The 24,793-nt window shown below is 61.9% G+C and carries 23 protein-coding genes; 6 read left to right on the top strand and 17 right to left on the bottom strand.

The genetic code is table 11. From position 1 onward, the window contains the following. Nucleotides 1-62: 62 nt before the first annotated feature. From ACSZOQ_RS01500 to ACSZOQ_RS01490, 3 genes are all read right to left on the bottom strand, one after another. On the bottom strand, nucleotides 63-1,310 hold the full coding sequence (locus ACSZOQ_RS01500) for an MFS transporter (RefSeq protein WP_439924350.1): 1,248 nt from the start codon (nucleotides 1,308-1,310) through the stop codon (nucleotides 63-65). Between the two features lie 136 nt (nucleotides 1,311-1,446). Next, nucleotides 1,447-2,793: a phosphoglucosamine mutase gene (glmM, locus tag ACSZOQ_RS01495; RefSeq protein ID WP_439924349.1), complete on the bottom strand. Its 1,347-nt coding sequence runs from the start codon at nucleotides 2,791-2,793 to the stop codon at nucleotides 1,447-1,449. A 353-nt stretch (nucleotides 2,794-3,146) separates the two neighbouring features. Continuing rightward, nucleotides 3,147-3,314 (bottom strand): hypothetical protein, encoded by a 168-nt coding sequence (locus ACSZOQ_RS01490; RefSeq protein WP_439924348.1) that lies wholly within the window; start codon nucleotides 3,312-3,314, stop codon nucleotides 3,147-3,149. Nucleotides 3,315-3,524: 210 nt separating this feature from the next. Between ACSZOQ_RS01490 and ACSZOQ_RS01485 the strand changes: the two genes are divergently transcribed. Then, entirely contained in the window at nucleotides 3,525-4,664 is a 1,140-nt protein-coding gene (locus ACSZOQ_RS01485) for an alpha-hydroxy acid oxidase (RefSeq protein ID WP_439925910.1), read from the top strand. A 65-nt stretch (nucleotides 4,665-4,729) separates the two neighbouring features. On the opposite strand, the gene feoB is transcribed toward ACSZOQ_RS01485, so the two are convergent. The 5 genes from feoB to ACSZOQ_RS01460 form a co-directional block, all read right to left on the bottom strand. After that, nucleotides 4,730-6,610: a ferrous iron transporter B gene (feoB, locus tag ACSZOQ_RS01480; RefSeq protein ID WP_439924347.1), complete on the bottom strand. Its 1,881-nt coding sequence runs from the start codon at nucleotides 6,608-6,610 to the stop codon at nucleotides 4,730-4,732. Beyond that, nucleotides 6,607-6,924, bottom strand: coding sequence for a FeoA family protein (locus ACSZOQ_RS01475; protein WP_439924346.1), 318 nt, complete (start codon nucleotides 6,922-6,924; stop codon nucleotides 6,607-6,609). The genes feoB and ACSZOQ_RS01475 overlap by 4 nt, the downstream gene beginning before the upstream one ends. A gap of 113 nt (nucleotides 6,925-7,037) precedes the next feature. Then, a complete protein-coding gene (locus ACSZOQ_RS01470) occupies nucleotides 7,038-7,889 on the bottom strand; it encodes a shikimate dehydrogenase (RefSeq protein ID WP_439925909.1) in 852 nt (283 codons plus the stop codon). Nucleotides 7,890-8,119: 230 nt separating this feature from the next. Beyond that, nucleotides 8,120-8,392 (bottom strand): helix-turn-helix domain-containing protein, encoded by a 273-nt coding sequence (locus ACSZOQ_RS01465; protein ID WP_439924345.1) that lies wholly within the window; start codon nucleotides 8,390-8,392, stop codon nucleotides 8,120-8,122. A gap of 131 nt (nucleotides 8,393-8,523) precedes the next feature. After that, nucleotides 8,524-10,599 (bottom strand): elongation factor G, encoded by a 2,076-nt coding sequence (locus tag ACSZOQ_RS01460; protein WP_439924344.1) that lies wholly within the window; start codon nucleotides 10,597-10,599, stop codon nucleotides 8,524-8,526. A gap of 300 nt (nucleotides 10,600-10,899) precedes the next feature. Between ACSZOQ_RS01460 and ACSZOQ_RS01455 the strand changes: the two genes are divergently transcribed. Beyond that, nucleotides 10,900-11,079 (top strand): hypothetical protein, encoded by a 180-nt coding sequence (locus tag ACSZOQ_RS01455; protein WP_439924343.1) that lies wholly within the window; start codon nucleotides 10,900-10,902, stop codon nucleotides 11,077-11,079. Nucleotides 11,080-11,174: 95 nt separating this feature from the next. On the opposite strand, the gene ACSZOQ_RS01450 is transcribed toward ACSZOQ_RS01455, so the two are convergent. The 4 genes from ACSZOQ_RS01450 to ACSZOQ_RS01435 all read right to left on the bottom strand — a co-directional run bounded on the left by ACSZOQ_RS01450 (nucleotide 11,175) and on the right by ACSZOQ_RS01435 (nucleotide 14,270). Further along, the gene (locus tag ACSZOQ_RS01450) at nucleotides 11,175-11,657 is read right to left on the bottom strand and encodes a DUF992 domain-containing protein (RefSeq protein WP_439924342.1); all 483 of its coding nucleotides are present in this window, start codon (nucleotides 11,655-11,657) and stop codon (nucleotides 11,175-11,177) included. Between the two features lie 164 nt (nucleotides 11,658-11,821). Further along, the gene (locus ACSZOQ_RS01445; protein WP_439924341.1) at nucleotides 11,822-12,376 is read right to left on the bottom strand and encodes a DUF992 domain-containing protein; all 555 of its coding nucleotides are present in this window, start codon (nucleotides 12,374-12,376) and stop codon (nucleotides 11,822-11,824) included. A gap of 249 nt (nucleotides 12,377-12,625) precedes the next feature. Beyond that, nucleotides 12,626-13,828, bottom strand: coding sequence for a pyridoxal phosphate-dependent aminotransferase (locus tag ACSZOQ_RS01440; protein WP_439925908.1), 1,203 nt, complete (start codon nucleotides 13,826-13,828; stop codon nucleotides 12,626-12,628). A gap of 283 nt (nucleotides 13,829-14,111) precedes the next feature. Further along, nucleotides 14,112-14,270 carry a hypothetical protein gene (locus ACSZOQ_RS01435; protein ID WP_439924340.1) on the bottom strand — a complete coding sequence of 53 codons (159 nt, stop codon included), beginning with the start codon at nucleotides 14,268-14,270 and terminating at the stop codon, nucleotides 14,112-14,114. 290 nt (nucleotides 14,271-14,560) lie between these two features. On the opposite strand from ACSZOQ_RS01435, the gene ACSZOQ_RS01430 reads away from it, so the two are divergent. Further along, on the top strand, nucleotides 14,561-15,214 hold the full coding sequence (locus ACSZOQ_RS01430; RefSeq protein WP_439924339.1) for a glutathione S-transferase family protein: 654 nt from the start codon (nucleotides 14,561-14,563) through the stop codon (nucleotides 15,212-15,214). Nucleotides 15,215-15,655: 441 nt separating this feature from the next. Beyond that, a complete protein-coding gene (locus tag ACSZOQ_RS01425; protein WP_439924338.1) occupies nucleotides 15,656-16,804 on the top strand; it encodes a PQQ-dependent sugar dehydrogenase in 1,149 nt (382 codons plus the stop codon). Between the two features lie 30 nt (nucleotides 16,805-16,834). Here ACSZOQ_RS01425 and ACSZOQ_RS01420 read toward each other — a convergent pair whose 3' ends face one another. From ACSZOQ_RS01420 to aceA, 3 genes are all read right to left on the bottom strand, one after another. Beyond that, nucleotides 16,835-17,401, bottom strand: a complete 567-nt coding sequence (locus tag ACSZOQ_RS01420) for a hypothetical protein (RefSeq protein WP_439924337.1) — start codon at nucleotides 17,399-17,401, stop codon at nucleotides 16,835-16,837. A 229-nt stretch (nucleotides 17,402-17,630) separates the two neighbouring features. Next, nucleotides 17,631-17,837 (bottom strand): DUF4170 domain-containing protein, encoded by a 207-nt coding sequence (locus ACSZOQ_RS01415; protein ID WP_439924336.1) that lies wholly within the window; start codon nucleotides 17,835-17,837, stop codon nucleotides 17,631-17,633. A gap of 26 nt (nucleotides 17,838-17,863) precedes the next feature. After that, complete coding sequence (aceA, locus tag ACSZOQ_RS01410; RefSeq protein WP_439924335.1) at nucleotides 17,864-19,171, bottom strand: isocitrate lyase; 1,308 nt, start codon at nucleotides 19,169-19,171, stop codon at nucleotides 17,864-17,866. A gap of 169 nt (nucleotides 19,172-19,340) precedes the next feature. Here aceA and ACSZOQ_RS01405 point away from each other — a divergent pair, with 169 nt between their 5' ends. After that, complete coding sequence (locus ACSZOQ_RS01405) at nucleotides 19,341-20,792, top strand: helix-turn-helix domain-containing protein (protein ID WP_439924334.1); 1,452 nt, start codon at nucleotides 19,341-19,343, stop codon at nucleotides 20,790-20,792. A gap of 128 nt (nucleotides 20,793-20,920) precedes the next feature. Here the strand turns inward: ACSZOQ_RS01405 and ACSZOQ_RS01400 are convergent, their stop codons facing one another. After that, nucleotides 20,921-21,487: a c-type cytochrome gene (locus ACSZOQ_RS01400; protein WP_439924333.1), complete on the bottom strand. Its 567-nt coding sequence runs from the start codon at nucleotides 21,485-21,487 to the stop codon at nucleotides 20,921-20,923. Continuing rightward, nucleotides 21,474-22,754 (bottom strand): sulfite dehydrogenase, encoded by a 1,281-nt coding sequence (soxC, locus tag ACSZOQ_RS01395; RefSeq protein ID WP_439925907.1) that lies wholly within the window; start codon nucleotides 22,752-22,754, stop codon nucleotides 21,474-21,476. Before soxC ends, ACSZOQ_RS01400 begins: the two co-directional genes overlap by 14 nt. Nucleotides 22,755-23,359: 605 nt before the next feature. On the opposite strand from soxC, the gene ACSZOQ_RS01390 reads away from it, so the two are divergent. Beyond that, nucleotides 23,360-24,682: a lytic murein transglycosylase gene (locus ACSZOQ_RS01390; protein ID WP_439924332.1), complete on the top strand. Its 1,323-nt coding sequence runs from the start codon at nucleotides 23,360-23,362 to the stop codon at nucleotides 24,680-24,682. The last annotated feature ends 111 nt before the right edge of the window (nucleotides 24,683-24,793 follow it).

Raw genomic sequence — 24,793 nt, 5'->3', positions numbered from 1 at the left:
CAAACAGCCGCAGCACTGCCACACTTGCTAACAGTTCGTTGACAAAAGACGCGCCGTGGCGATTACCCGTGCGGGATTTTCGGCATTTTTGGCAGGAACATCGCGAGCAGGCCGATCGCTGGCAGAAACGCGCAGACTTGATAGACGAACTCGATTCCCTTCGCGTCCGCGACTTCGCCGAGGACCGCCGCCCCAATTCCCGCAGCGCCGAACGCGAAACCGAAGAACATTCCTGAAATCATGCCGAGACGATGCGGCATCAGTTCCTGCGCGAACACAATGATCGCCGGCATCGCTGACGAAATGATAAGGCCGATGACGACGGTCAACGCGACGGTGCCGGGTAGATTTGCAAACGGCAGCAGCAGCGTGAACGGCAGCACCCCGAGGATCGACAGCCAGATCACATAGCGGCGCCCGAAGCGATCGCCGAGCGGACCGCCGAAATAAACTCCGACGGCTACCGCACCGAGAAATACGAACAGCAGCAGTTGCGAGATCTGCGTCGAGACGTGAAACTTCTCGATCAGATAGAAGGTGTAGTAGCTCGTCAGGCTGGACATGTAGATGAATTTCGAGAACACCAGCACGATCAGGACCGCCAGCGCGATCGCGGTTCGTGCGGGACTCGGCGCCTCTGGAGACCGGGTTTGCGCGGCACTCTTGCGTGGCGCGATCCGCGGCTCGTACCAGCGGCCGATCTGAAACAGCAGAACGATCGCGACGAAGGCGATCGACGAAAACCAAGCAATGCTCGGCTGCCCAAACGGCACGATAATCAGCGCCGCCAGTAGCGGTCCCATCGCAGCGCCGAAATTACCGCCGACCTGAAAAACCGATTGTGCGAATCCATAGCGGCCGCCCGACGCCATCCGCGCGATGCGCGCGGACTCCGGATGGAACACCGCAGAGCCAAGGCCGATGAGTCCTGCGGAAACAAGGATCATCCCGTAGACATGCGCCACACTCAGCAGCAGTAATCCGACGAAAGTAGAACCCATGCCGATGGCGAGCGAGAACGGCTGGGCCTTCCTGTCGGTGACATAGCCGACCACGGGTTGCAGCAGCGACGCCGTCACCTGGAATGCCAGCGTGATCATTCCGATCTGGGCGAAGTCGAGCGCGTAGTTCTCCTTCAGGATCGGATAGACCGAAGGAATTAGCGACTGCATGGTGTCGTTGAGAAAATGCGAGAAGCTGATGCCGCCGAGCACGAGATAGGCGGGACCGGCGGCCGCCTTTTCGGCGATCCCGGGAACCACGACGGGCGCGACCAGCGTTTCCTTGGAGGTGATGACGGGCTTGTCCACGAACGGATTCCGCATTGTTACGACCGGCGCCTGTTACGACTCGGGCGCCCGGCCGACCAGCAACAATCGCTTATAGCAGGGATGCACCAAGAGGTGTTCGCGAACGTGGACGCACGATCTCAAGGCCCCGGCGATTTCACGCCGCCGCCGGGCCGCCCAACGCAGAAACGATCGTGTCCACGACTTCCTCGACCAGGATACGGTCGTCGCCCTCACCCATCACGCGAATCACTGGTTCGGTTCCGGAGGAACGGACCAGCAGGCGGCCGTGACCGTTGAGACGCTTCTCGCCCGCTGTAATCGCCGACTTGACCTCGGCACGATCCAGCGGCTTGCCGCTGCGATAACGGAAGTTCTTCAGGATCTGCGGCAACGGCTCGAACTTGTGGCAGACCTCGGAGACCGGGCGCCCCAGCTTCTGCACCATGGCGAGCACCTGAAGCGCGGACACGAAGCCGTCTCCGGTGGTCGCATAGTCGGACAAGATGATGTGGCCCGATTGCTCGCCGCCAAGGTTGTAGCCGTGTTTCAGCATCTGCTCGAGCACGTAGCGGTCGCCGACCGGCGTCCGTACCAGCGACAACTCGTGACCTTGCAGGAATCGCTCGAGGCCAAGATTCGACATCACGGTGGCGACGATCCCCGGCCTGGTCAGCCGGCCATCTTCCTTCCAGCTCTCCGCGATCACGGCGAGAAGCTGATCGCCGTCGACCACATGGCCGCGTTCGTCGACGATGATGACACGGTCGGCGTCGCCATCGAGCGCGATGCCGATATCGGCGCGCATCTCGCGGACCTTGCGGCACAGCGCTTCCGGCGCGGTGGAACCGCATTCCTTGTTGATATTGAAGCCGTCGGGCTCGACGCCGATCGGAATGACGTCCGCGCCCAGTTCCCACAGCGCCTCCGGCACCACCTTGTAGGCGGCGCCGTTGGCGCAATCGACCACGACCCGCAACCCGTCGAGGCTAAGTTCGCGAGGCAGCGTGCGCTTGGCGAATTCGATGTAGCGGTCGTGGACGCCGTCGATGCGGCGGGCGCGACCGAGGCTCGCGCTCTGCGCCAGTTTCCTGTCAAGGTTTTCGTCGAGTAGCTGTTCGATCTTGTTTTCGACCTCGTCGGAAAGCTTGAAGCCCCGCGGGCCGAACATTTTGATCCCGTTGTCCTCGAACAGGTTATGCGAAGCGGAAATCATGACGCCGAGATCGGCGCGCATCGACTTTGTCAGCATCGCTACCGCCGGCGTCGGCATCGGGCCGAGCAGCAGCACATCCATGCCGACCGAGGTGAAGCCCGCGACCATCGCATACTCGATCATATAACCGGAAAGTCGGGTGTCCTTTCCGATAACGACGCGATGGCGATACTCACCGCGCTGGAATACCAGTCCGGCGGCCTGCCCGACCTTCATCGCCAATTCCGGCGTGATCAGGCCGTTGGCGCGGCCACGAATACCGTCGGTTCCAAAATACTTGCGGCTCATCCCTACCCCCACGACGCCTTAAAGTGCTCGCCGCCTTGAAGCTGGTCCGCCGAATCGTTGGACGATAAGCATAGCGCGAAGCCGCTTATAACGCCCGGAAAGCTAAAACGACTTCAAAAAATATAATGAATCGTTACCGGCATATGATGGCAAAATGATCGTGTTCCCTTGAAAAGATGGATTAATCCCCAGTTTCGCGAACCTGATTTTAGTCCCGCCCAGCTGCCAACACGAGCGATCCTAGCGCGGGTTCCGCAAAAGTGGTGCGGTTCTGCGATCAGAAAACGCGCAACTTACTAATTGAGAGTATTTTCTTCTTCCAGCTAACGGATTCCACTTAGCCGGAAAATGCCCTAATGCCGGACTGGCTTTTCCTTTGGCGGTTTAGCGGGCGCCGGCTGGGTTACGCTCACGGGGTCGGAGCCGGGAAACGACCCTTTCAGCCCGCGCTCAAGCTCCTCGTCCAGTTCCTTCTTGGTCTTTTGCGTCCGGTCGTCCTTCGCAGCGTCACTCCTCGGCATGGCCTTCTCCCGTTTCCGTAACCAAATGTAACGCGCCCATTCGGCGTTCCGTTCCTCTAGGACATGAGATCAGGCCGGATTTTGCGGACGGAACGTCCATGCCACGCAAATTTCGGGCTGCACAAAAACCGGAGGGCGGTTGCGATATCCGCGTAAACCTCATCGAGCGGCGGCCGAAGCCAGCGAACACAAGAAGGTCCGAACATGTCGATGGATCGCATCACCTGCATCGAGGATCTGCGCGAGGTCCATAAGCGTCGCGTGCCGAAGGCGTTCTTCGACTACGTCGATTGCGGCTCCTATTCCGAGCAGACGTACCGCGCCAACCGCGAGGACCTGCAGGCGATCAAGTTTCGCCAGCGGATTCTGGTCGATATCTCGAAGCGCGATCTCGCGACCACGATCCTCGGCGAGAAGGCGAACCTGCCGCTGATCCTGGCGCCGGTGGGCTCGACCGGAATGCAGTACAGCGACGGCGAGATCCATGCCTGCCGCGCCGCGCAAGCCGCCGGCATCCCGTATACGCTGAGCACGATGTCGATCAATTCGATCGAGGACGTGGCGGAGAGCGTCGAGAAGCCGTTCTGGTTTCAGCTCTACGTCATGAAGGATCGGGGCTTCGTGAAGGAATTGATCCAGCGCGCCATCGCGGCGAAATGCAGCGCGCTGGTGCTAACAGTGGATCTTCAGGTGCTGGGCCAGCGTCATCAGGACATCAAGAACGGCCTGTCCGTGCCGCCGCAACTGTTCAGCCTCGCCAATATGATCGACTTCATGAGCAAGCCGTCGTGGCTGATCGGCACGCTACGCGCCAAGCGGCGGAATTTCGGCAACATCGCGGACCACGTTAAAGGCGTCGACGATCTCGGTTCGGTGGCTGGCTGGGTCGCCGAGCAGTTCGACGCGACGCTGAGCTGGAAAGATGTCGACTGGATCCGCAGCATTTGGCCTGGCAAGCTGGTCATCAAGGGCATCCTCGACGTCGAGGATGCCGGGGAAGCGGCAAAGATCGGCGCGCAAGCGCTGGTGGTCTCCAACCATGGCGGCCGTCAGCTCGACGGCGCGCAATCCTCGATCGAGGTGCTGCCAAAGATCGTCGATGCCGTCGGTTCGAAAATCGAGGTCATGTTTGATGGCGGCATCCGCTCGGGCCAGGACGTGATGCGCGCGCTCGCGCTCGGCGCAAAGTCCTGCATGATCGGCCGCGCCTATGTCTACGGCCTCGGCGCGTTCGGCGGCCCGGGCGTCACCAAGGCGCTCGACATCATCGCAAGGGAACTGAGCGTGACCATGGGCCTGTGCGGCGTCAACACGATTGCCGAGATCGATGGCCGTGTGCTGGCAATTTAGAGCATGATCCCGACCCGAAGGGCCGCGCCAGCGCAAAGTGGAGGCGGCGCACGCTGGACCCGCGATCAGCCCCAACCCAACGCGAGCGCGATGCGGTAGGTCACGAACGCGGCCAGATAGGCCATCGACAGCATGTAGAAGAATGTAACCAGCACCCAGCGCCACCCGCCGGTCTCGCGCTTGATGACGGCGAGCGTCGAGGCGCATTGCGGCGCAAAGACATACCAGGCGAGGAACGCGAGCGCGGTTGCGAGGCTCCATTTTCCGGCCAGCATGTGACCGATCTGTTCCGCTGCCTCCTTGCCGCCCTCGATCGCATAGACAGTGCCGAGCGAGGCCACGGCCACCTCGCGCGCCGCCATGCCGGGAATCAGCGCGACGCTGATCTGCCAGTTGAAGCCGATCGGCGCGAGCAGCGGTTCGATCCAGTGGCCGATCATGGCTGCAAGACTGAAATCGATCGCGGGTTCGGTGGCACCAGCGGGCGGGCGCGGGAACGACGCCAGAAACCAGATCAGAACCATCATGGAAAAGATCGTGGTGCCGGCGCGCTTCAGAAATGCCATCGCGCGCTGGTAGAGATTCATCAGCACGCTGCGCAATTGCGGCAGCTTATAATCCGGCAGTTCCAGCATGAAGGGCGGCGTCGCGCTGTCCCGCCAGAAAAAATGGTTGGCCACAAACGACACCGCGAGCGCGCTGAAGATGCCCGCGGCATAAAGCCCGAACATCACGAGCCCCTGCAGTCCCAGAACACCGAGCACCGGCCGGTTCGGCACGAAGGCCGCGATAATCAGCGTATAGACCGGGATGCGCGCCGAGCAAGTCATCAGCGGCGCGACCATGATGGTGGTCAGCCGGTCGCGCTTGTTATCGATCACCCGCGTCGCCATGATCCCGGGAATCGCACAGGCAAAGCTCGACAACAGCGGGATGAAAGCGCGGCCGTGCAGCCCGGCGCCGCCCATGACGCGATCCATCAGGAAGGCCGCGCGCGCCATGTAGCCGAGATCTTCGAGCAGCAGAATGAAAAGAAATAGAACGAGGATCTGCGGCAGGAACACGATGACGCTGCCGACGCCGGAGATCACGCCATTCTGGATGAAGCTCTGCAACAGTCCTTCCGGCAGCACGGTCGCCGAGAACGCACCGAGCGCGTCGAAACCATGGGTGATGAGTTCCATCGCCGGTTGAGCCCAGGCGAACACAGCCTGGAACATCACGAACAGCAGCAGGAGCAGCGCGACCATTCCCCACACCGGATGCAGCAGCACGGCGTCGACGCGCGTGGTCCAGGTATCGGGCTTGGCCGGCTCGCTGACCGCGGCGCGGATCACGCGATCGGCCTCGCGCTGCGCCACGCGCAGGTCGGACACGGCCGGCGTCGTCCAGTCGCTCGCGACGATGGCCTCGGTCGGCTTGCCGGCAATGTCGTCGATCCGGCGCAGCAGATCGTCGATGCCGCCGCGCCGCACGGCGGTCGATGTCACGACCGGCACGCCGAGCTCGGCAGAGAGCTTGTCGAGATCAATGTCGACGCCGCGCCGCCGCGCGATGTCGATCATATTCAGCACCAAAAGCATCGGCCGGTGCACGCGCTTCAATTCGATCACGAGGCGCAACGCCACGCGAAGATTGGTGGCGTCGGCCACGCAGAGCAGGAAGTCTGGCGGACTCTCGCTCGCAAACTTGCCGAGAATGACGTCGCGGGTGATGTCCTCGTCCGGGCTGCGGCCCCGCAATGAATAGGTTCCCGGCAGGTCGATCAGGTTGACCCGGTGGCCGGATGCAGTTTGCAAAACCCCGGACTTCCGCTCCACGGTGACGCCGGCGTAGTTGGCCACTTTCTGTCGGCTGCCCGTGAGGGCATTAAACAGGGCAGTCTTGCCGCAGTTGGGCGTTCCAACCAGGGCGATGCGCCAGTCATTCGCTTCAATGATTGTCATCCGATGGCTTTCGCCGCCGGGCCGTGATCGCCCACCATGATCGCCATGGCTTCGCGCCGGCGCAGCGCGATTGTCGTGCCGTTGACCCGGACCGCGATCGGATCCCGGCCGATCGGTCCTTCATGCAGGATCTGCACCGACACGCCTTCGACGATTCCAAGTTCAAGAAGCCGTCGTTCGATTTCCATCGCCGACACGCCAAGGTGGTCGCCGTTGACCACGATAGCGCTTACCCGGCCGCGAAAGCCGCGCCCGGCGAGGCCGAGCGGCGTGGTCTGCGTAGCTTCAGGGATGCTGGTATCGAGATCGGACATGATGATCGCTTCAAGATGACGCTCTACCAACTGGATCAAGCTTTCCCGGGGGTCAAGACAAAGACGGTTGATTGGTCGCCAGATTAGAATGGTTAAAAATATCGGCACAAATCTCAGGTCGTGGGATGAGGTATTCGGAGATCGGCCTCGACCAGCGCGCGTAATTCAGGCGTCACCGCGGGACGCTGCCCGAACCACAGTTCGAACCCGCGCACCGCCTGATGCAATAGCATCCCGAGGCCGTCGGCGGTCTGGAGGCCCCGCGCCTTCGCCGCCGCCAGCAGCGGCGTTTCCAGCGGAACATAGACCAGATCGGCGACAACCGCATCAGGCGGAAGTAGCGCCAGGTCGATATTCAGCGGCGGCTGACCCTTCATGCCGAGCGAGGTCGTATTTGTGAGCAGACCGGCCTGCGGCAGCACATCACCGAGCTTGTTCCAGGCCAGAGGCATGACTGTTGCGCCAAACTGATCCGCAAGGGCCTGCGCCCTTTCCATCGTGCGGTTAGCGAGATGGATACGCTTGATCCCGCGTTCGATCAGGCCGAACACCACGGCCCGCGACGACCCGCCGGCACCAAGCACCAGCGCATCCTCGATGCGATCCCAGCCCGGCGCGGCGGCATCCAGATTGCCGATGAAACCCTCGACGTCGGTATTGGTGGACCGCAGGGTCTCGCCATCATAATAGAGCGTGTTGGCGGCGCCCACCGCCATGGCGCGCTCGTCGGGCGCGGTGAGCTGTAGCGCCCGCTCCTTGTACGGGATCGTGACGTTGGCGCCGACGAAGCCGTGCTTCGACAGATGCAGGATGAATTCGGCGAGGCCCTCGGGCGGAATCGCCTCGATGTTGTAGCCACCTGTGATTCCGTGCAAGCGCAGCCAGTAGTGATGGATCAGCGGCGAGCGCGAATGCGCCGCGGGCCACCCGATCAGGCAGGCAGCGCGGCCTTTGGTCTCGGCTATCATCATGGGTCCCGTCGCATGACGCACCTGACAATCAGGCGGCACGGCCAGATGAGATCATGCAAGCCGCGGCTGCTGTCAATGACGCAGCGCAATCGCCTGTTGCGTCCCTTGATCAGCATGAACAGCAGCAGGAATGGCGAACGCAGTACCCCGTGACCGGCCCGCGGGCGCGGGCGCCAGTTTGGTTGCGGTCCGCGATCACGGAACAACGCAAAGCTCCGATAATCTCAAATAGCCGGGCGGCGCGGAGGTCCTGGCTGTTTCAGGCGCACGCCCCGACCGCCATCGTCGCTGCGCGCATGTTCGCCGATCAATTCGACGCCCGCACGATTGAAAGCGTCGACAACCTTAACCAGCGTACCGACGACGCCGCGCACCGACCCCTCACTCGCTTCCATCCGCTGGACGGTCGGCAAGGACACTCCGGCCAGCGCGGCAAGCGTCTTCTGGTCAATGCCCAAGAGCGCGCGCGCTGCCCGCATCTGAAATGATGTGATCAACGCTCGATCTCCATATGTAGAATTCTATGTATGATATTTAGAATTACTATATTGATATAATATGCATCATTTTTGTCATCAAGCAAGGCAGCCAGCCGGCTAAAGCGAAATCCGATTAGCCGGCAAATGCTCTATGCCGCGGCCCGATGCGCGGCGATGATCTGATCGGCGGCCCGGCCGTTGACTTCGGCCATGCGATCGAACTGCCGGGTAAAGCTGCCTGCTCCGGCCGTCGCTGAACGCAGTTCGACGATGAGATCGCCGATCTCGGCTTCCGGCATCATGGCGCGCACGCAATCCCAGCCGGTCCAGCCTTCGCGGGTGTCGAAGCCGAGAATCTGGCCGCGCCGTGCCGACAAGATGGCGTTGATCTTCGCCGTCGCATCGCTCGGGCAAACAATCTCGACCACATGGATCGGCTCCAGCAGCACCGGCTGGCATTGCGGCAAAGCTTCGGCTACCCCGATACGCGCCGCCGTACGGAAGGCTTGATCCGAGGAATCGACGCTGTGATAGGAGCCGTCGGTCAGCGTCGCCTGCACATCGACCACGGGGAAGCCGAGCGGACCGCGCGCGAGTCCGTCCACCACACCCTCCTCCACCGCGCCGATATAGTTGCGTGGCACCGCGCCGCCGACGATCTTGTCGGCGAAAACGAAGCCCGAGCCACGCGCCAGCGGACTGATTTCCAGAACCACGTCGCCGAACTGGCCATGCCCCCCCGACTGCTTCTTGTGGCGTCCGCGTTGGGTCATGGGCTTGCGAATGGTTTCCTGATAGCCGATCGCGGGCGGATGCGATTTCACGTTGACACCAAAGCGATCGTGCAGCCGCTCCAGCGCGACGCGCAGATGCATCTCGCCCTGCCCCCACAGCACAGTGTCGTGGGTCTGCGCATTGTGGACGACAGCAAGCGAGGGGTCTTCCTCGTTGAGTTTGACCAGAGCCTGTCCGAGCTTGACGTCGTCCTTGCGATCTCCGGCCGCGAGCGCCATCGCAAGCACCGGCGCAGCCGGCGCGATGCTAACCAGCGAGGGCGGCGCGATCTTGGCGGTCGTCAGCGTATCGCCTGTCTTGACGGCGTCGAGCTTGCCGAGCGCTATCATATCGCCGGCTTCAGCCGACGCCCGCTTGGTCTCGTGCGCGCCGGTGGCAGCGAGAATGCCGGAGATTTTTCCGGCTTCGCCCGACGACGCCTGCACCGTCGCAGCATCGTCGAAACGACCCGTCAGCACGCGCGCCAGCGACAGCTTGCCGCCGTGCTGCAGGTGCATGGTCTTGAACACGTAGGCCAGCGCCTCCTTGCTATCGGCCACGCCTATGCGCTTCACCGTCTCGCCGATGCCGGGAGCTTCATGCCGCAACGCTTTCATCAACCGCGACACGCCGTTCGCGCGCGCGGCCGAACCGAGCAGCACAGGACAAATCTGGCCCTCGCGCAGTTCGCGGGCGAGATCGTCGAACACGGCGTCACGGGGCGGTGGGATATCCTCGAGCAGTTGCTCCATCAGCGCGTCGTCGTGATCGGCGAGTTTCTCCAGCATCGAAAACCGCGCTTCCTTCTCGCGATCGAGATCGCCGCCATCCAGTTGGACAACTTCGGAGGCCTTGTGCTCGCGGTAGACAAAGGCGCGCTCCAGCGCGAGATCGACGAACCCGGCGATCAAATCGCCGTTCCAGATTGGAATCTGCCGCAGCACCAGCGGGGTCCGGGAGGCCGGCTGCAACGTCGCCAATGTTTCGCGAATACGCTTGTTCGCCCTGTCGATCTTGTTGAGGAAAAGGAAACGGGGAATGTTCAGATCTTCGAGTTCGCGCAGGATGATCTGCAACTGCGGCAGCTTGCGCTCGTCGGCTTCGCACACCACCACCGCAGCATCGACCGCGGGGATCGCCGCGCGCATGTCGTGCGCGAATTCGATCGAACCCGGACAGTCGATAAAAGTATAGGTTTCGCCCATGAAACTGGTCGTGGCCGCGGTCAGCCCGACGCCCATCTTGTGCTGGCGGGCTTCAGCGCTGGCGTCGCCGACGCTGGTTCCCTGATCGACGCTACCTGCTTTGGGAATTGCACCTGTACGCGCGAGGATGGCTTCGAGAAGTGTGGTTTTACCGCTTTGGAAAGGGCCCACCAGCGCAATGCACCGGGGACCCGAAGCTTGAGTGCCTTGGGGGGTGCCTTGTGGACCTCTGAGGTCTTGTCCCATTGCCGCCTCCTGATCTGGAAGTCGGCCCATGATTGGGTCGGCATAACGATGCTCCTCCCGCGCTCCGGTTTTGGCAAGCGGGAAAAGAGTCGCTGCGGCTGGATGCGCTCCAGACGTTTCCCGATGCACGCCTTTGCAAGGTGGTGCAAAAAATATGTCGGTTTGAAAGACTGTTGCGCAGCTACAGCTTCAGCGAAGACTTTCCATGGGTTGTGACATACGTCACAGCGACGGATGCCCCCACGCTGTAGGCCTAGTTGTGCCGGGAATGATCCCGCCATTGGATCAAAAGGACTGAAAATGACCAATTTGAATCACGAAATCCGCGAATTGACGCTCCATGACGTCGAACTGGTCAGCGGCGGCGTTATGGGGTGGGATGACATTCTCATCAGCGTTGCAATCGGAGTCGTCGCAAATGCCCTCTCCAACTGTCACGGCATTTCCGACAGCATCAACTACATCAAGCAACACGCATAACAATCGGATCGAATTCCGAAGAGGCCGCCGTGGCGGCCTCTTCATCGCGCAACAATGACCCAGGAAAATCGGCCGCCCTCATGCGCGCGCGGCGTTTATCGTCCCGGGCGCAATTCAAGCGCGGCGAGACCCGCCGCAACGTTGAGCCCGACCTGCCCCTGCACGCTGAGCGGTTGCAGCGCGACCGAATTGGCCGAGCCGCCGATCAAAACGTTGCCGCCAAGGCCAACGCCGACCGAGGCGCTGCCTTGCGCGCCAGCGTAGTCGCCGGAGAGATCGCCAGGTCCAAGCCGCGCCACCGGCGCGTAGACGCCCCAGGCCAGCGCCGATTCCTGGGTAATGCCGAGATCGACGCCGACCTTGTGGATCGTAGCGATATAGCGATCTTCCGGCAGACCGTCCGCGTGAAACACACAGCCGAGATTGGTCACCGAGCCGACGATAAACCCGACGCTGGCTCCGCCGCGGCATTCGAGAACGCCGACCCTGACGCGCTGCGCGGGCTGCTGCGCAAGGGCGCCCGCGAGCGACGCGATCAGCGCGACAGCGGCGCTCGCCAGAACTGGAAAATTGCGCATGGCAAAGCTCCGGATTTGAAGTGGTGATGCGGATCGCCACAATTATGGCGCGGCATTTTTATTGCACACCGGCCCACGTCTCACCAGACGCGGCCCTACGGTCATGAACACAAAAAAAAGAGACCCGCTTGCCGCGGGCCTCTTTCGGTCGTCGTCCGATCCGATCAGCTATGATGCCGATGGTGATGGTGATGACTGCGATGGTGATGCCGATGCCGATTGTAGCGAGGCGTCGGACCCATATCCGCCGGTCGCAGATCGACGTCGACGACGCCAGCCACGGCGCTGAGGCCGGTCTGGCCCTGCAAGCTCAGCGGCTGCAGCGAAATCGAATTGTCGGAGCCGCCGACCAGCAGATTGGCGCCGATGCCGACGCCGACCGTGGCGTTGGCGCCCACTCCGCCGAAGTGACCGGCGAGCGCGCCGCGGCCGAGCCGATAGCTCGGCGCATTGACCACCCACGCCAGCCCGGTCTGCGCCGTCACGCCGAGGTCAAGGCCAAAGCGCTGGACGCGCGCGATGTAGGGTTCAAGCGGCGCACCGGTGTTGCTGCGGAAGACGCACTGCAATTCCGTCGTTGAGCCCACCACATAGCCCACGTTCTGGCCACCCTCGCATTCGAGGATGCCGGCCTGAACCTGATGATGCTGGGCATGGGCGCCCGCAACCGACGCGACAAGCGTCACGGCGGCCACGGCGAAAAGTCTTGAGAATCGCATGAGTTGAATCTCCGCTGGGGGATTGAGAAAGGAGTGTGGACATGATGGAACCGCCGTGTCCAAAACAAGGCGGTCTTCACATCAAGGCATCAAAATGCCGGGAACGTTGCTAAAACTTAATGAACAACACAACACTCCGGCCAGAACGAAACAACCTGAAACAAAGTGCGGCGGCGCGCCGGTTTCCTGCACGTCGACCACTGCGGCCGTCTCCGTGCGGCGAGGACGGCGCACAGCGATAACGACGGCTCAGCGCAGGTTGCCGCAGAAACGCTGGATGCGCTTGCAGGCGTCCTCGAGGTCCGCGGTTTTCGTGGCATAGGAGATGCGGAACGCCGGTCCGAGACCGAACGCAGATCCCTGCACCACCGCAACGCCTTCGGCCTCCAGCAGTTCGGTGACAAAATCCTCGTCGGTTTCAAGCTTCTTGCCCGACGGCGTGGTCCTGCCGATGGTCCCGGCGCAGGACGGATAGACATAGAACGCGCCTTCTGGCCGCGGGCAATCGATGCCATTGGCCTGGTTCAGCATCGCCACCACAAGGTCGCGACGCTCCTTGAACACCTTGTTGTTCGCGCCGATAAACTCCTGCGGCCCGTTCAGTGCCTCGACCGCCGCCCATTGCGAGATCGACGACGGATTCGAGGTCGATTGCGACTGGATCGTCGCCATCGCCTTGATGAGTTGCGCGGGACCGCCGGCATAGCCGATGCGCCAGCCGGTCATGCAGTAAGCCTTCGAGACGCCGTTCACCGTCAGCGTACGGTCGAACAGTTTCGGTTCGACCTGCGCCGGCGTGGTGAATTCGAAGTCGTCATAGACGAGATGCTCGTACATATCGTCGGTCATGACCCAGACCTGCGGATGCCTCATCAGCACGTCGGTGAGCGCCTTCAGTTCGGCGCGCGTATAGGCTGCGCCGGTCGGATTTGACGGCGAGTTGAGGATAATCCACTTGGTCTTCGGCGTGATCGCCTTTTCCAGATCAGCGGCCTGCAGCTTGAAGCCGGATTCGGCGGGACAGATCACCGGCACGGATTCTCCGCCCGCCAGCGCCACCATTTCCGGATAGCTGACCCAGTACGGCGCCGGGATGATGACCTCGTCGCCCGGATTGATGGTCGCCATCAGCGCGTTATAGAGCACCTGCTTGCCGCCGGTACCGACGATAATCTGGTTCGGCTGGTAGGTCAGGCCGTTCTCGCGCTGGAATTTGGCGACAATCGCCTCCTTCAGCTCGGGAATACCATCGACAGCCGTATACTTGGTCTTGCCGGCCTCGATCGCATGGACCGCGGCGAGCTTGATGTTGGCCGGGGTGTCGAAATCCGGCTCGCCCGCGCCGAGGCCAATGACGTTCCGTCCCTCCGCTTTGAGCCGGCGCGCTTTATCCGTGACCGCGATGGTCGCGGATGGCTTCACACGGTCGAGCGCAGCGGCGAGAAAAGGCATCATCATCTCCATACCGGCGTCGTGATCCAGCGACGCCACCATTGTCACAACTCTTCATGTTGGGATCGATGCACACTAAAACGCGTTCCGTTGCACCGCAAGAAGATTGGTCGTCTTGGTCGTTTGAAGGCTGGGGTTTGAGGAAACGTTAAAACGCCATCGCTACGTTGATTGTGCTTTACTCAAAAACCCGCAGTAAAATGGCTCATTTCTGGCAACATCGTTTGACGGCATAGCTGACGGCCGGCCGCATCCGCGGCTACAGCCTGATGCTGCTGGGTTTCTACGTGGCCGCGGCGATAGTCTGGATCGCGTTGTCCCACGGACCGGACTGATCGACCTCAGCGGCAAGCCGCTCGGCACCGACTTCTCCAGCTTCTACGCCGCCGGGTCGCCAGTCCTCGACGGCCGCGCGGCCGAGGTCCACGACATGGCTGCTCATTAGGCCCGCGAGCAGCAGACATCAGCCGCAACAAACGCTTCGCCGCGCGTGGCGCGACCGCCAGGATTGGCGTGCCGGAACCACGAACTCGCGCATACGTGATATCGATCCGCACGGCTTGGCGACATGATTTTCTCCGTGATCGTGCCACGGCAGCAGGCATCGGCCTTTCGCACGCCTTGAACGGTCGAACCGTTCCAGGCCCTTGCGGCGCGGCGCCGGCCGCATCATTGTTTACCGGTGCAGCAACCAGCCCGCTCCTTCGGCGAACGGATCGAACCATTTCTCGCATGTACAAGCTTTATTCGATGCAGCGCTCGGGAAACAGCTACAAGGTTCGCCTTGCGCTGGCCTTCCTTGGCGTGCCCTATCATGCCATCGAGATCGATATCCTGCGCGGCGAAAGCCGCACGCCGGATTTTCTCGCGAAGAATCCGAGCGGCCAGGTTCCGTTGCTGGAAGTAGCCGAGGGGCGCTACCTCGCAGAGTCCAATGCGATCCTGTGGTACGTTGCGATCGGAACCACGCTGGCGCCGGAGCCCCCGATCGAGCGCGCCGAAGCGCTGCAATGGATGTTCTTTGAACAGCACGCGCTGGAGCCCAACATCGGCGCGGCCTATTTCTGGCTCTCGCTGGTCAAGGGCGGCCGCGATCTGCAGACCCACGCACTGGAAGACTGGATGGAGCGTGGCTACGCGGCGCTTCAGGTCATGGAGAATCATCTCAAGACCCACGACTTCTTCGCCGCCGGCCAGCTCACGATCGCCGACATCGCGCTTTATGCCTACACCCATGTCTCCGACCAGTGCGACTTCGAGCTCACGACGTTCCCCTCGATCCGCGCTTGGCTGCGACGGGTTGAACAGGAACCCGGTTTCGTAAGCATGAACGAACGTGCGGCTGCTTCAGGCAATGCCGCGGCAGACATCACCGCCAGGATCTGATCTGCGTAGTCGGGCGCGAGATAGAGAGCTTGGACGGCGGGAAACCAGATACTGTTCTGCCTTGCTTTGGACATCTTTCAAGTCGGCTGCCCCAATCCTGCCCGTGCTGGGTGAGAAACTGTAGCGCTGCAGGTGATTCGCCCATCCTTGAAGGACTGATTAACGATGCGGTTGCAGGGCACGAGCGGAGGGTTCGGAGGTCGCGTCACGCGCGTCGCATCCACGCGCCTGACCAATGCGGTTGCGGCCTCTCTGGCGATCGCTGCCTTCGCTATATGCCTCTCCCTGGCGTTCGCGGTGACGTCTATCAAGGTCGCGATGGCCCTGCCGCTCCCCAGCTGAATCGATCATTCCAGTTTTTGCCGGTAGCCTGCATCGTGATCTTTTGACGGTCACCTGCGTTTGTGGTCGTGACCATCCGCTCGACGACAGGAGCGTTCGATGAAAACACCGATCGTGTGGGCTGCGGCCACCCTGAACGCGGCCATCGTCCTGACGACCTCCTTCGTCGTAGCGAGGAGCAGCGAAAGCGTGTCATTCACATCGTTGGCCGGGCCGCTCGAGGTCAAAACCGTCGCCAGCGGCCTCGTCCATCCGTGGAGCCTCGCCTTCCTGCCGGACGGGCGGATGCTGGTGACGGAACGCCCGGGTCGCATTCGCATCGTCGCTTCAGACGGTGTGTTGTCGCCGCCTTTGAAGGGCGTACCGAAGCCCTATGTCGGGGGACAGGCGGGTCTGCTCGATGTGGCGCTCGACCGCAACTTTGCAGCCAATCGTACGCTTTATCTCTGTTACTCCGCAGACAGCGGCGGCAACGCCGCTATCGCACGGGCACGGCTGAAAGAGGATGCCACCGCGCTGGATGAGGTGAAGGTGATCTTCACACAAGCCGGTCCCGGCGGCCATGCCAATCACGGTTGCCGTATTGCGCAAAGCGCACGCGACGGCGATCTTTACGTCACACTCGGCGACCATTTCGGTCCGCGCGACGAGGCGCAGAATCTTGGCGTCGACAACGGCAAGATCGTCCGGATCGTGCCCGACGGCTCGGTGCCCCCGGACAATCCGTTTGTCGGCCGCGACGGCGCGCGTCCGGAAATCTGGAGCTACGGCCACCGCAACGGACAAGGCCTCGCATTCAATCCCGCGACCGGCGACCTCTGGGAGATCGAGCACGGCCCGCGCGGCGGCGATGAAGTCAACATCATCGGCAAGGGCAAGAATTACGGCTGGCCGGTGATCGGCTACGGCATCGATTACAACGGCGCGAAGATCCACGACAGCACGGCGAAGCCCGGCATGGAGCAACCGATCAAATACTGGGTGCCGTCGATCGCGCCCTCCGGCATGGCGTTCTATACCGGCACGCTGTTTCGCGCATGGCAAGGTAGCCTTTTCACCGGCGCGCTGGCGGGCGAGATGCTGGTGCGGCTCTCGCTCGAGGGCAATGCCGTCACCGGCGAGGAGCGGCTGCTGCAAAATCTCAACGAGCGCATCCGCGATGTCAGGCAAGGACCGGACGGCGCAATGTGGCTTCTGACAGATAGCCCGGCCGGGCGCATCTTGCGGGTATCGCCGGCAGGGAAATGACCTTTCGCGCCGCGATCGCGGTGCCGCGCGTTACGGATTGCGGATTGCTGCGAACAGCGCGAAGGCGAACAGCACGACCCCGCCGGCGATAAATCCGAACGCGAACGTCCAGAAGCCGCGGTAGCGCGACTTCTCGTTCTCCTTCGCCTCCGCTTGCTCCGGCAGCGGCGTCGCAGCCAGCGCACGCTCGCGCTCGATCATGCGGCGGGCGACATAATCTGTAACGGCATCGACGACCGCGGCGGCGTCATGGGATTCCGCGAGCACGATCCGGCCATGGCGGGTGTCCTGCACAAAGCGGTACATGCGCTTGTCGCGGCCCATCAGGATATGCGCCACAACGTCGATCCACAGCCGCGGCGTGTCTCCCTGGCTGATACCCCGATCGAACAGGTCGACCTGATCGGGCACCTGCGCGAACAGCGGATCGAGCGCCTCGTTCAAAATCTCGAGCCGCGCCACTTCCGCATCGCGCAGATCGACGACGACGCCGGTGCGATCGGCAGCCTCGATCCGCGCCTGCCGCAGCGCATCGCGCAGCCGCGCCGGCTTCGCGGCTTCCGCTCCGCCAGTTCCCAAACCCGGTGCGTCCGACATCGGTAGCCTTTCCCGCAGATCCGGCTGCCGTTTACCTGCCGGTAACCATGCAACCTAGCAGCAACCATGTCGCGAGCAAAGGACGTTTAGTTCCAAAGACTTATAACGCACACCCCATTCCGGAACCGCCCGTAAATCCCTACGGCGCAAACGAACAAACGGCCCCGCCCGATCTCCCGGGCAGGGCCGTCCGTTTCCTTGGGCGTTTCTTCTTGAAGATGGATGGGCGTCAACCCGCCATGCGGTTCGGCTCTTCCACGATGGAGAAGCGCACGCCGGCGCGATGACGGTTTTCCTCGGACACCACTCTCCAGGCGTCCTCAGCTTCTTTCCGCGACTTGAACGGTCCCTGCACCTGGGCCGATCCTTCCACAAGCTTGTGGAAATTCATCGAACCGAACTCGCCACCAATCACCCAGAAATTGCTGCCGGTCATGAGAGTCTCCTTTTATTCAGCTGCCTTTACTCAGCCGCCTGAACCCTGATCGGTGAACCCTGCGACTTGAACTGCGCGGTTTCGGTGGAGTCGTGAAGCGCGGTGGTCGACGACTGGCCACCGCTGATCGTGGTCGAGACCAGATCGAAGTAGCCGGTGCCGACCTCGCGCTGATGGCGCGTCGCCGAGTAGCCGAACTCCTCCGAAGCGAACTCGGCCTGCTGCAGGCGGGAATAGGCCGCCATGCCCTCAGCCTTGTAGCCGCGCGCCAGTTCGAACATGCCGTGGTTGAGCGAGTGGAAGCCCGCCAGCGTGACGAACTGAAACTTGTAGCCCATCGCGGCGATTTCCTTCTGGAATTGCGCGATCGTAGCCTTGTCGAGGTTTGCTTCCCAGTTGAACGAGGGTGAGCAGTTGTAGGCCAGCATCTTGTTCGGATAGACCTTCTTGACGGCCTCCGCGAACTTGCGAGCGCCCTCGAGATCCGGCTTGGAGGTCTCCCACCATAGAAGGTCGGCATACTTCGCAAACGACAGCCCCCGCTTGATGCAGTGATCGAGGCCGGTGCCGGGCTTAAGGCGATAGAAGCCTTCCGCCGTGCGCTCGCCGGTGATGAACTCGTGATCACGCTCGTCGATGTCAGACGTGATGAGTTTCGCGCTCTCCGCGTCGGTGCGCGCCAGCACAAACGTTGGCGTGCCGCAGACGTCGGCGGCCAGCCGCGCCGCGATCAGGTTGCGCTCATGCGCCGCGGTCGGGATCAGCACCTTGCCGCCCATGTGGCCGCACTTCTTCTCCGACGCGAGCTGGTCCTCGAAGTGGACGCCAGCCGCGCCCGCCTCGATGTAGGCCTTCATGATCTCGAACGAGTTGAGCGGTCCGCCGAAACCCGCCTCCGCGTCGGCCACGACCGGCACGAACCAGTCGATCTTGGCGCCGCCTTCGGAATGCTCGATCTGGTCAGCGCGCTGGAAGGTGCGGTTGATACGACGGCACAGTTCCGGACCGGCGTTGGCCGGATAGAGACTCTGGTCCGGATACATCGCGCCCGCGGTGTTGGCGTCGGCGGCGACCTGCCAGCCGGAGAGATAGATCGCGGGCAGACCGGCGCGCGCCTGCTGCATCGCCTGGTTGCCGGTGACGGCGCCGAGCGAGTTTACATAGGGCATCTCGTTGAGCTGCTTCCACAGCCGGTTCGCGCCCTTCTCGGCGAGCGTGTACTTGATCTCCACCGAGCCGCGCAGCTTTTCGACATCCGCCGGGCTGTAGGGACGGCTGATCCCCTCAAAACGGCCCTTCGGGGCGGGAACGAGCTGCTCAAAGGTCTTGGACATCATTATCTCCAGTGCCACATTCGTGACATTGCATTGCAAAACGTTGCCCTAGCTAAACGCCAAAAGGACAAATTCGTATAGATTTCTTGATTTCAAATGATGATATCATGTAACATATATATATGTAATAGATGTAATTTTGTAATCTTTGTCATAAACGAGCGCAGAAATGGCCACGAATTCGGGCAAAAAACTCTTCGTCGGACCGCGCTTTCGGCGTATCCGCCAGCAGCTCGGGCTGTCGCAGACCCAGATCGCGGAGGGGCTCGGCATCTCCCCGAGCTACGTCAACCTGATCGAGCGCAACCAGCGGCCGGTCACCGCGCAGATCCTGCTTCGCCTCGCGGAGACCTACGACCTCGATCTGCGCGACCTCGCCACCGCCGACGAGGACCGCTTCTTCGCCGAGTTGAACGAGGTCTTTTCCGATCCGCTGTTTCGCCAAATCGACGTGCCGAAGCAGGAGCTGCGCGATCTCGCCGAACTGTGCCCCGGCGTGACTCATGCGCTGCAGCGGCTCTACGCCGCCTACACCGAGGCGCGGCGCGGCGAGACGCTTGTCGCCGCGCAGTTCGCCGACCGCCACGAGAGCACGGGCGCACGCTTCGAGGCCAACCCGATCGAACGGATTCGCGATCTGATCGAGGCCAACCGCAACTATTTCCCCGAGCTTGAACAGGCCGCGGAAACCCTGCGCGACGAGATCAACGTCCCCGCGCAGGACCTGTTCGCGGCACTGAGCGCGCAGCTGCGAGAAAAGCATTCGATTCAGACCCGCATCATGCCGGTGGATGTCATGCGCGAGACGCTGCGGCGCTTCGACCGCCATCGCCGCCAGCTTCTGATCTCCGAACTGGTGGACGGTCCCGGCCGCGCCTTCCAGCTCGCGTTCCAGATCGGGCTCACCGAATGCACGCCCGGCTTTGAGGCAATCATCGGCCGCGCCGGCGCGCTCGACGACACCTCGCGCCGGCTCTATCGCATCACGCTCGCGAACTATTTCGCGGGCGCCGTGCTGATGCCCTACCAGCCTTTCCATGCCTCGGCCGAATCGCTGGGCTACGACATCCACGTGCTGGCGCAGCGCTTCAACACCGGCTTCGAGCAGGTCTGCCACCGCCTGACCACGCTGCAACGACCGAACGCACGCGGCGTGCCGTTCTTCATGCTGCGCGTCGACAACGCCGGCAATGTCTCCAAGCGGTTTTCATCAGGCACGTTCCCGTTCTCGAAATTCGGCGGCACCTGCCCGCTATGGAATGTGCACTCCACCTTCGACACGCCGGATCGTCTTTTGAAACAGGTGATCGAGCTACCGGACGGCAGTCGCTACTTTTCAATTGCGCAGATGGTGCGCCGCCCCGTCGCGCCGCATCCGCAAGCGCAGCCGCGCTTCGCCATCGGTTTGGGTTGCGACATCCGCCATGCGTCAAAACTGGTTTACGCCTCGGGCATGGACCTTGAGAAGGCCGAGGGCACACCCATCGGCGTCAACTGCCGGCTATGCGAGCGCGAGAACTGCGCCCAGCGCGCCGAGCCGCCGATCACGCGCACGCTGATTTTGGACGAGAACACCCGGCGCATGACAAGCTTTGCGTTCAGCAATGCAAGAGAGGTATGAGAATCTGGATCACTTGCCGGCACTCAAGTTTGATCGTCACTCCGGACGCCCCATTGCACATCGGAGAAATCCGCAATTCCGGTGTCAATTGAAATCGCGAGACAGAATGAGGCTCACGCACCGATGGTTCATTTGTAGAGCTGAAGCTCAGGCCGGGCATCTGCGATGAAGCCGTCCTTGTTGGGCATCACCACCTTGGGCAAGGTCTTCGCATCCATGGTCTCGGTCGGTTTAATGACCTTGGCTTCCGACAGAATGTAGGCGACCAGCGCATACACGTCGTCGTCCTTGAGCGAGCCGGGCGCGTTGAACGGCATCGCCCGCTTGATGTAATCGAACAAGGTCGTCGCGTATGGCCAGTAACTTTCCACCGTCTTGACCGGAGTTTTGCTCGCAAGCGAGCCACGTCCGCCGAGCAGACGATCGCCGCCTACGCCCTTGGCTAGATTGCCTTGCATTTTGTCGCCATGGCAGGCGGCGCAGTTGTCAGCAAAAAGCTTCGCACCTGCTTTTGCCGTTCCGCTCCCAGGCGGTAGTCCATCGCCCGAAGGCGAGATCGAGAAGTATTTGGCCACCTCTTCCGCCGTCGCGGTCTGGCCGACACCGAAGTGATCGATCGTCGATTGAGCGTTTGCGCTGCCGGAGCACAGGCAGATGCCGATTACGAAGGCGAGATATGTCTTATGCATGGACATTGGTCACATCTCCCGCCTCGCTGACAGCCCAGCTCTGAATCGCATTGAGGTGATAGATGGAACCGAACGGTCCGTTATCACCGCGTATCGCGATGAGCTGCTTGAGGGTGGGCTGGACGTATCCCGTCTCGTCAATACAACGACTCTGCAGGACCGCAGACTTTCCGTCCCACATCCACGGGAAACTGAATCGCACCGTGCACATCGGCTCGGGGAGCGATTCCAGTCGCGCCGGATACCAGGTCTTCCCTGAATCGAGCGAGACATCGACAGATTGGACTCGCCCGCGCCCCGTCCATGCAAAGCCTGTGACGTTGTAGAAACCCGGGCCCGGCAGTTTCATGTCACCCGATGGAAACGTAATGACCGACTTGGCGTCCATGTCGAGGCTGAATAGGCGCGCCTTACCGTTTCCGAGAAGATCAGTATACTTCGACGTCTCCTCGCGCGTCATGAACGGCTTGTCGCTGAGTTGCAGCCTCCGAAGCCATTTGATGTGGGTATTTCCCTCATAGCCAGGAAGAAGAAGCCGCAAGGGATAACCTTGTTCGGGACGGATCGCTTCACCGTTCTGTCCGTAAACAATGAGGGCGTCCTTCAGCATCTTCTCCATGGGAATACTGCGCGTCATGACGGCGGCGTCGGCGCCTTCGGCGAGCACCCAGGCTGCGCCATCCTTCAATCCCGTCTCACGCGCGAAAGTCGCGAACTGAACGCCGGTCCATTCGGATGTGCTGAGCAGTCCGTGCGTTCCCTGCACGGTCTTCATGGTCGGCTTGTTCCACTCCGTCAGACCGTTGCCGGAACACTCGATGAAATGCTTGCGAGTCACACAGGGCAGCCGCTTGATATCCGCCATTGAGAACGTCATCGGGCGATCCACCATACCGTGGATCAACAAGTCATGCTTCGCCGGATCGATCGTCGGGATTCCACCGTGATGCCGTTCGAAGTGGAGCCCTGATGGCGTGATGTTGCCAAGTCCCTTGTCGAGCGGAGTCAGACTCCACGAGGTGTTCTCGTTGGGCGTCGGATACCGCACGCGAACTTCCGTCTCGAATTGAGACCTCGTTCCATAACCTCCGTCGGCAGCGACCGCTCGTCCCTGCTCTTTGGTCGGATCGTCAGGTACACCGTAAAGGACTGCGCCGGGCGGCGCTTTCAGCGATTCGGCGCGAGCGATCCTGGATACACCCGCTGCTCCGACGATTGAGCCCGCTGCAAACAAAAAGCCGCGTCGGCTTGATATCGCGCGACGCGGAAACATTCCTTCTTCACATTCACAACCTTCTTGGAGGCGCTGGGCGATATGGCGCTGTTCGGCCAAAACCATCTGCTCAACCATCCGGCGAGCCTTGTCGTCGTAAACGACCTTTTCATCGCTGTTCAAGTTGCTCTCCCTAAGAGATCACACGACCAATTGAGAACCGCACTACGCCTAGTGAAGCCTCAACTTGACGTTCAACTCGAAGTTCCCGTGGCAAAAACGCGCACGGTAGCGTAGCCTACGTGCCGATCGGTAGGCTTGTAAAATGACATGCCGGTGATGCCTGGCCTGGATGTCGGTGAGGTCGAGGACGCCCGGCCGGCAGATTCGCACGGCGTGAACGCCATGCAGATCAAATACGGCCTGCCGGCGAATTCACGGCGCGCTGCGCCTTGTCCTCTCTCGCACCCACAGATGCGCAATTGCACATCGGGAATTGACGAAAGGTGCGCGCGTCAATTTGTGCACATTCCGTCATTGCCGAGCTTGACCCGGCAATCCATCCAAACAAGAGTCGCACAGTAGATTTTCAGATAGATAGCCAGAACATCTTCGCGAAGACGCGCGTCGCGATTTTGACCGGCCATGACGCACCGAGATTCACAATGCTCCTTCGCTTTTCACCATTCGCCATCCTCGCATTACTCGCCACCATCACCCTCGCCTCCCCCGCTTTCGCCCAGCGTGGCGCGTCGTGCCACAACGGCATGAGCTTTCCGCAATTTCTCGCGAGTCTTGAGCAGGACGCACAAAAGGCCGGCGTGTCGCAGCGCGCGATCAACGCGGCGGCGCCGTATATGGTCTACGATCAGGGCATTGTGAATCGCGACCGCGGCCAGCGCGTGTTCGGGCAACTGTTCACGCAGTTCGCCGGCCGCATGGCCTCGGAGGCGCGGCGTGTGCGTGGCCAGCAGCTCATCAGGCAGCACGCGGAGGCTTTCGCGCGCGCCGAGAAGGAATACGGCGTACCGCCCGCCGTCATCACCGCGTTCTGGGCGCTGGAAAGCGACTTCGGCGCGATCCAGGGCAAGCTGCCGACGCTGCGCTCGCTGGTATCGCTGGCCTATGACTGCCGACGCGCGCAAATGTTTCACGACGAGGCCATCGCGGCGCTGAAGATCATCGACCGCGGCGATCTCACGCCGGACGAGATGATCGGCTCGTGGGCCGGCGAACTCGGGCAGACACAATTCCTGCCGCGACACTACTACGACTACGCCGTGGACTACGACGGCGACGGCCGCCGCGATCTGATCCACAGTGCCGCCGACGTGATCGGCTCGACCGCGAACTACATCGCGACCGGACTGAAATGGAAGCGCGGCGAACCGTGGCTGCAGGAGGTGCGCGTCTCCGCGAATTCAAGTCTTCCTTGGGACCAGGCCGACCTCACCATCAAGCATCCGCGCAGCCAGTGGGCGACGTGGGGCGTCGCTTTCGCCGATGGCAAGCCGCTACCGAGCGACCAGCTTCCGGCCACGCTACTGCTGCCGATGGGGCGCAACGGCCCGGCGTTTCTGGCTTACGACAACTTCGGCGCCTATACCGAATGGAATAACTCGCTGATCTATTCCACCACCGCCGCCTATCTCGCCACGCGCATCGCAGGCGCCGCGCCGATGCGAAAGCCATTGACGCAGGTGGCACAACTCTCATTCGAGCAGATCAAGCAATTACAGCAGTTGCTGATGAAGGCGGGCCATGACGTCGGCAAGGTCGACGGCGTGCTCGGACAGCAGAGCCGCACGGCGGTCAAGGCCATGCAGGTCAAATACGGCCTGCCTGCGGATTCCTGGCCGACCGCCGAACTGCTGGCGCGGATGGGCGGTCACGCCGCAGCCAGCCCGGCCGAAGCAGCAGCGGAGCCCGTCACGCCGCACCGCACGGCTCCGCGCACCGCGTTGCGTCCGGTCCAGCCGCGGTTTTAGATCACGACAATAAAATGTGATGTACCGGTTGCCGTGCGCGGCCCGCATCCCCAGTTGCATCCAGCGGTCTGTTTCTTCCCTTCGCAGCTGCATCCGAGATAATTCATTCCC

This window comes from Nitrobacter sp. JJSN (genome assembly GCF_051912485.1).
In the GTDB taxonomy this organism is placed as follows: Bacteria; Pseudomonadota; Alphaproteobacteria; order Rhizobiales; family Xanthobacteraceae; genus Nitrobacter.
The sequence above is the reverse complement of the archived record's forward strand: the minus strand, read 5'-3'. Positions and strand labels throughout refer to the sequence as shown.

Coding starts and splice junctions, on each gene's coding strand:
- ACSZOQ_RS01430 (WP_439924339.1), top strand. CDS start 14,561: ATGTACAAGCTTTATTCGATGCAGCGCTCGGGAAACAGCTACAAGGTT.
- ACSZOQ_RS01445 (WP_439924341.1), bottom strand. CDS start 12,376: ATGCGATTCTCAAGACTTTTCGCCGTGGCCGCCGTGACGCTTGTCGCG.
- ACSZOQ_RS01420 (WP_439924337.1), bottom strand. CDS start 17,401: ATGTCGGACGCACCGGGTTTGGGAACTGGCGGAGCGGAAGCCGCGAAG.
- ACSZOQ_RS01390 (WP_439924332.1), top strand. CDS start 23,360: ATGCTCCTTCGCTTTTCACCATTCGCCATCCTCGCATTACTCGCCACC.
- ACSZOQ_RS01460 (WP_439924344.1), bottom strand. CDS start 10,599: ATGGGACAAGACCTCAGAGGTCCACAAGGCACCCCCCAAGGCACTCAA.
- ACSZOQ_RS01440 (WP_439925908.1), bottom strand. CDS start 13,828: ATGCCTTTTCTCGCCGCTGCGCTCGACCGTGTGAAGCCATCCGCGACC.
- ACSZOQ_RS01425 (WP_439924338.1), top strand. CDS start 15,656: ATGAAAACACCGATCGTGTGGGCTGCGGCCACCCTGAACGCGGCCATC.
- soxC (WP_439925907.1), bottom strand. CDS start 22,754: ATGTTTCCGCGTCGCGCGATATCAAGCCGACGCGGCTTTTTGTTTGCA.
- ACSZOQ_RS01455 (WP_439924343.1), top strand. CDS start 10,900: ATGACCAATTTGAATCACGAAATCCGCGAATTGACGCTCCATGACGTC.
- feoB (WP_439924347.1), bottom strand. CDS start 6,610: ATGACAATCATTGAAGCGAATGACTGGCGCATCGCCCTGGTTGGAACG.
- ACSZOQ_RS01475 (WP_439924346.1), bottom strand. CDS start 6,924: ATGTCCGATCTCGATACCAGCATCCCTGAAGCTACGCAGACCACGCCG.
- ACSZOQ_RS01435 (WP_439924340.1), bottom strand. CDS start 14,270: ATGAGCAGCCATGTCGTGGACCTCGGCCGCGCGGCCGTCGAGGACTGG.
- aceA (WP_439924335.1), bottom strand. CDS start 19,171: ATGTCCAAGACCTTTGAGCAGCTCGTTCCCGCCCCGAAGGGCCGTTTT.
- ACSZOQ_RS01490 (WP_439924348.1), bottom strand. CDS start 3,314: ATGCCGAGGAGTGACGCTGCGAAGGACGACCGGACGCAAAAGACCAAG.
- ACSZOQ_RS01405 (WP_439924334.1), top strand. CDS start 19,341: ATGGCCACGAATTCGGGCAAAAAACTCTTCGTCGGACCGCGCTTTCGG.
- ACSZOQ_RS01485 (WP_439925910.1), top strand. CDS start 3,525: ATGGATCGCATCACCTGCATCGAGGATCTGCGCGAGGTCCATAAGCGT.
- glmM (WP_439924349.1), bottom strand. CDS start 2,793: ATGAGCCGCAAGTATTTTGGAACCGACGGTATTCGTGGCCGCGCCAAC.
- ACSZOQ_RS01415 (WP_439924336.1), bottom strand. CDS start 17,837: ATGACCGGCAGCAATTTCTGGGTGATTGGTGGCGAGTTCGGTTCGATG.
- ACSZOQ_RS01400 (WP_439924333.1), bottom strand. CDS start 21,487: ATGTCCATGCATAAGACATATCTCGCCTTCGTAATCGGCATCTGCCTG.
- ACSZOQ_RS01450 (WP_439924342.1), bottom strand. CDS start 11,657: ATGCGCAATTTTCCAGTTCTGGCGAGCGCCGCTGTCGCGCTGATCGCG.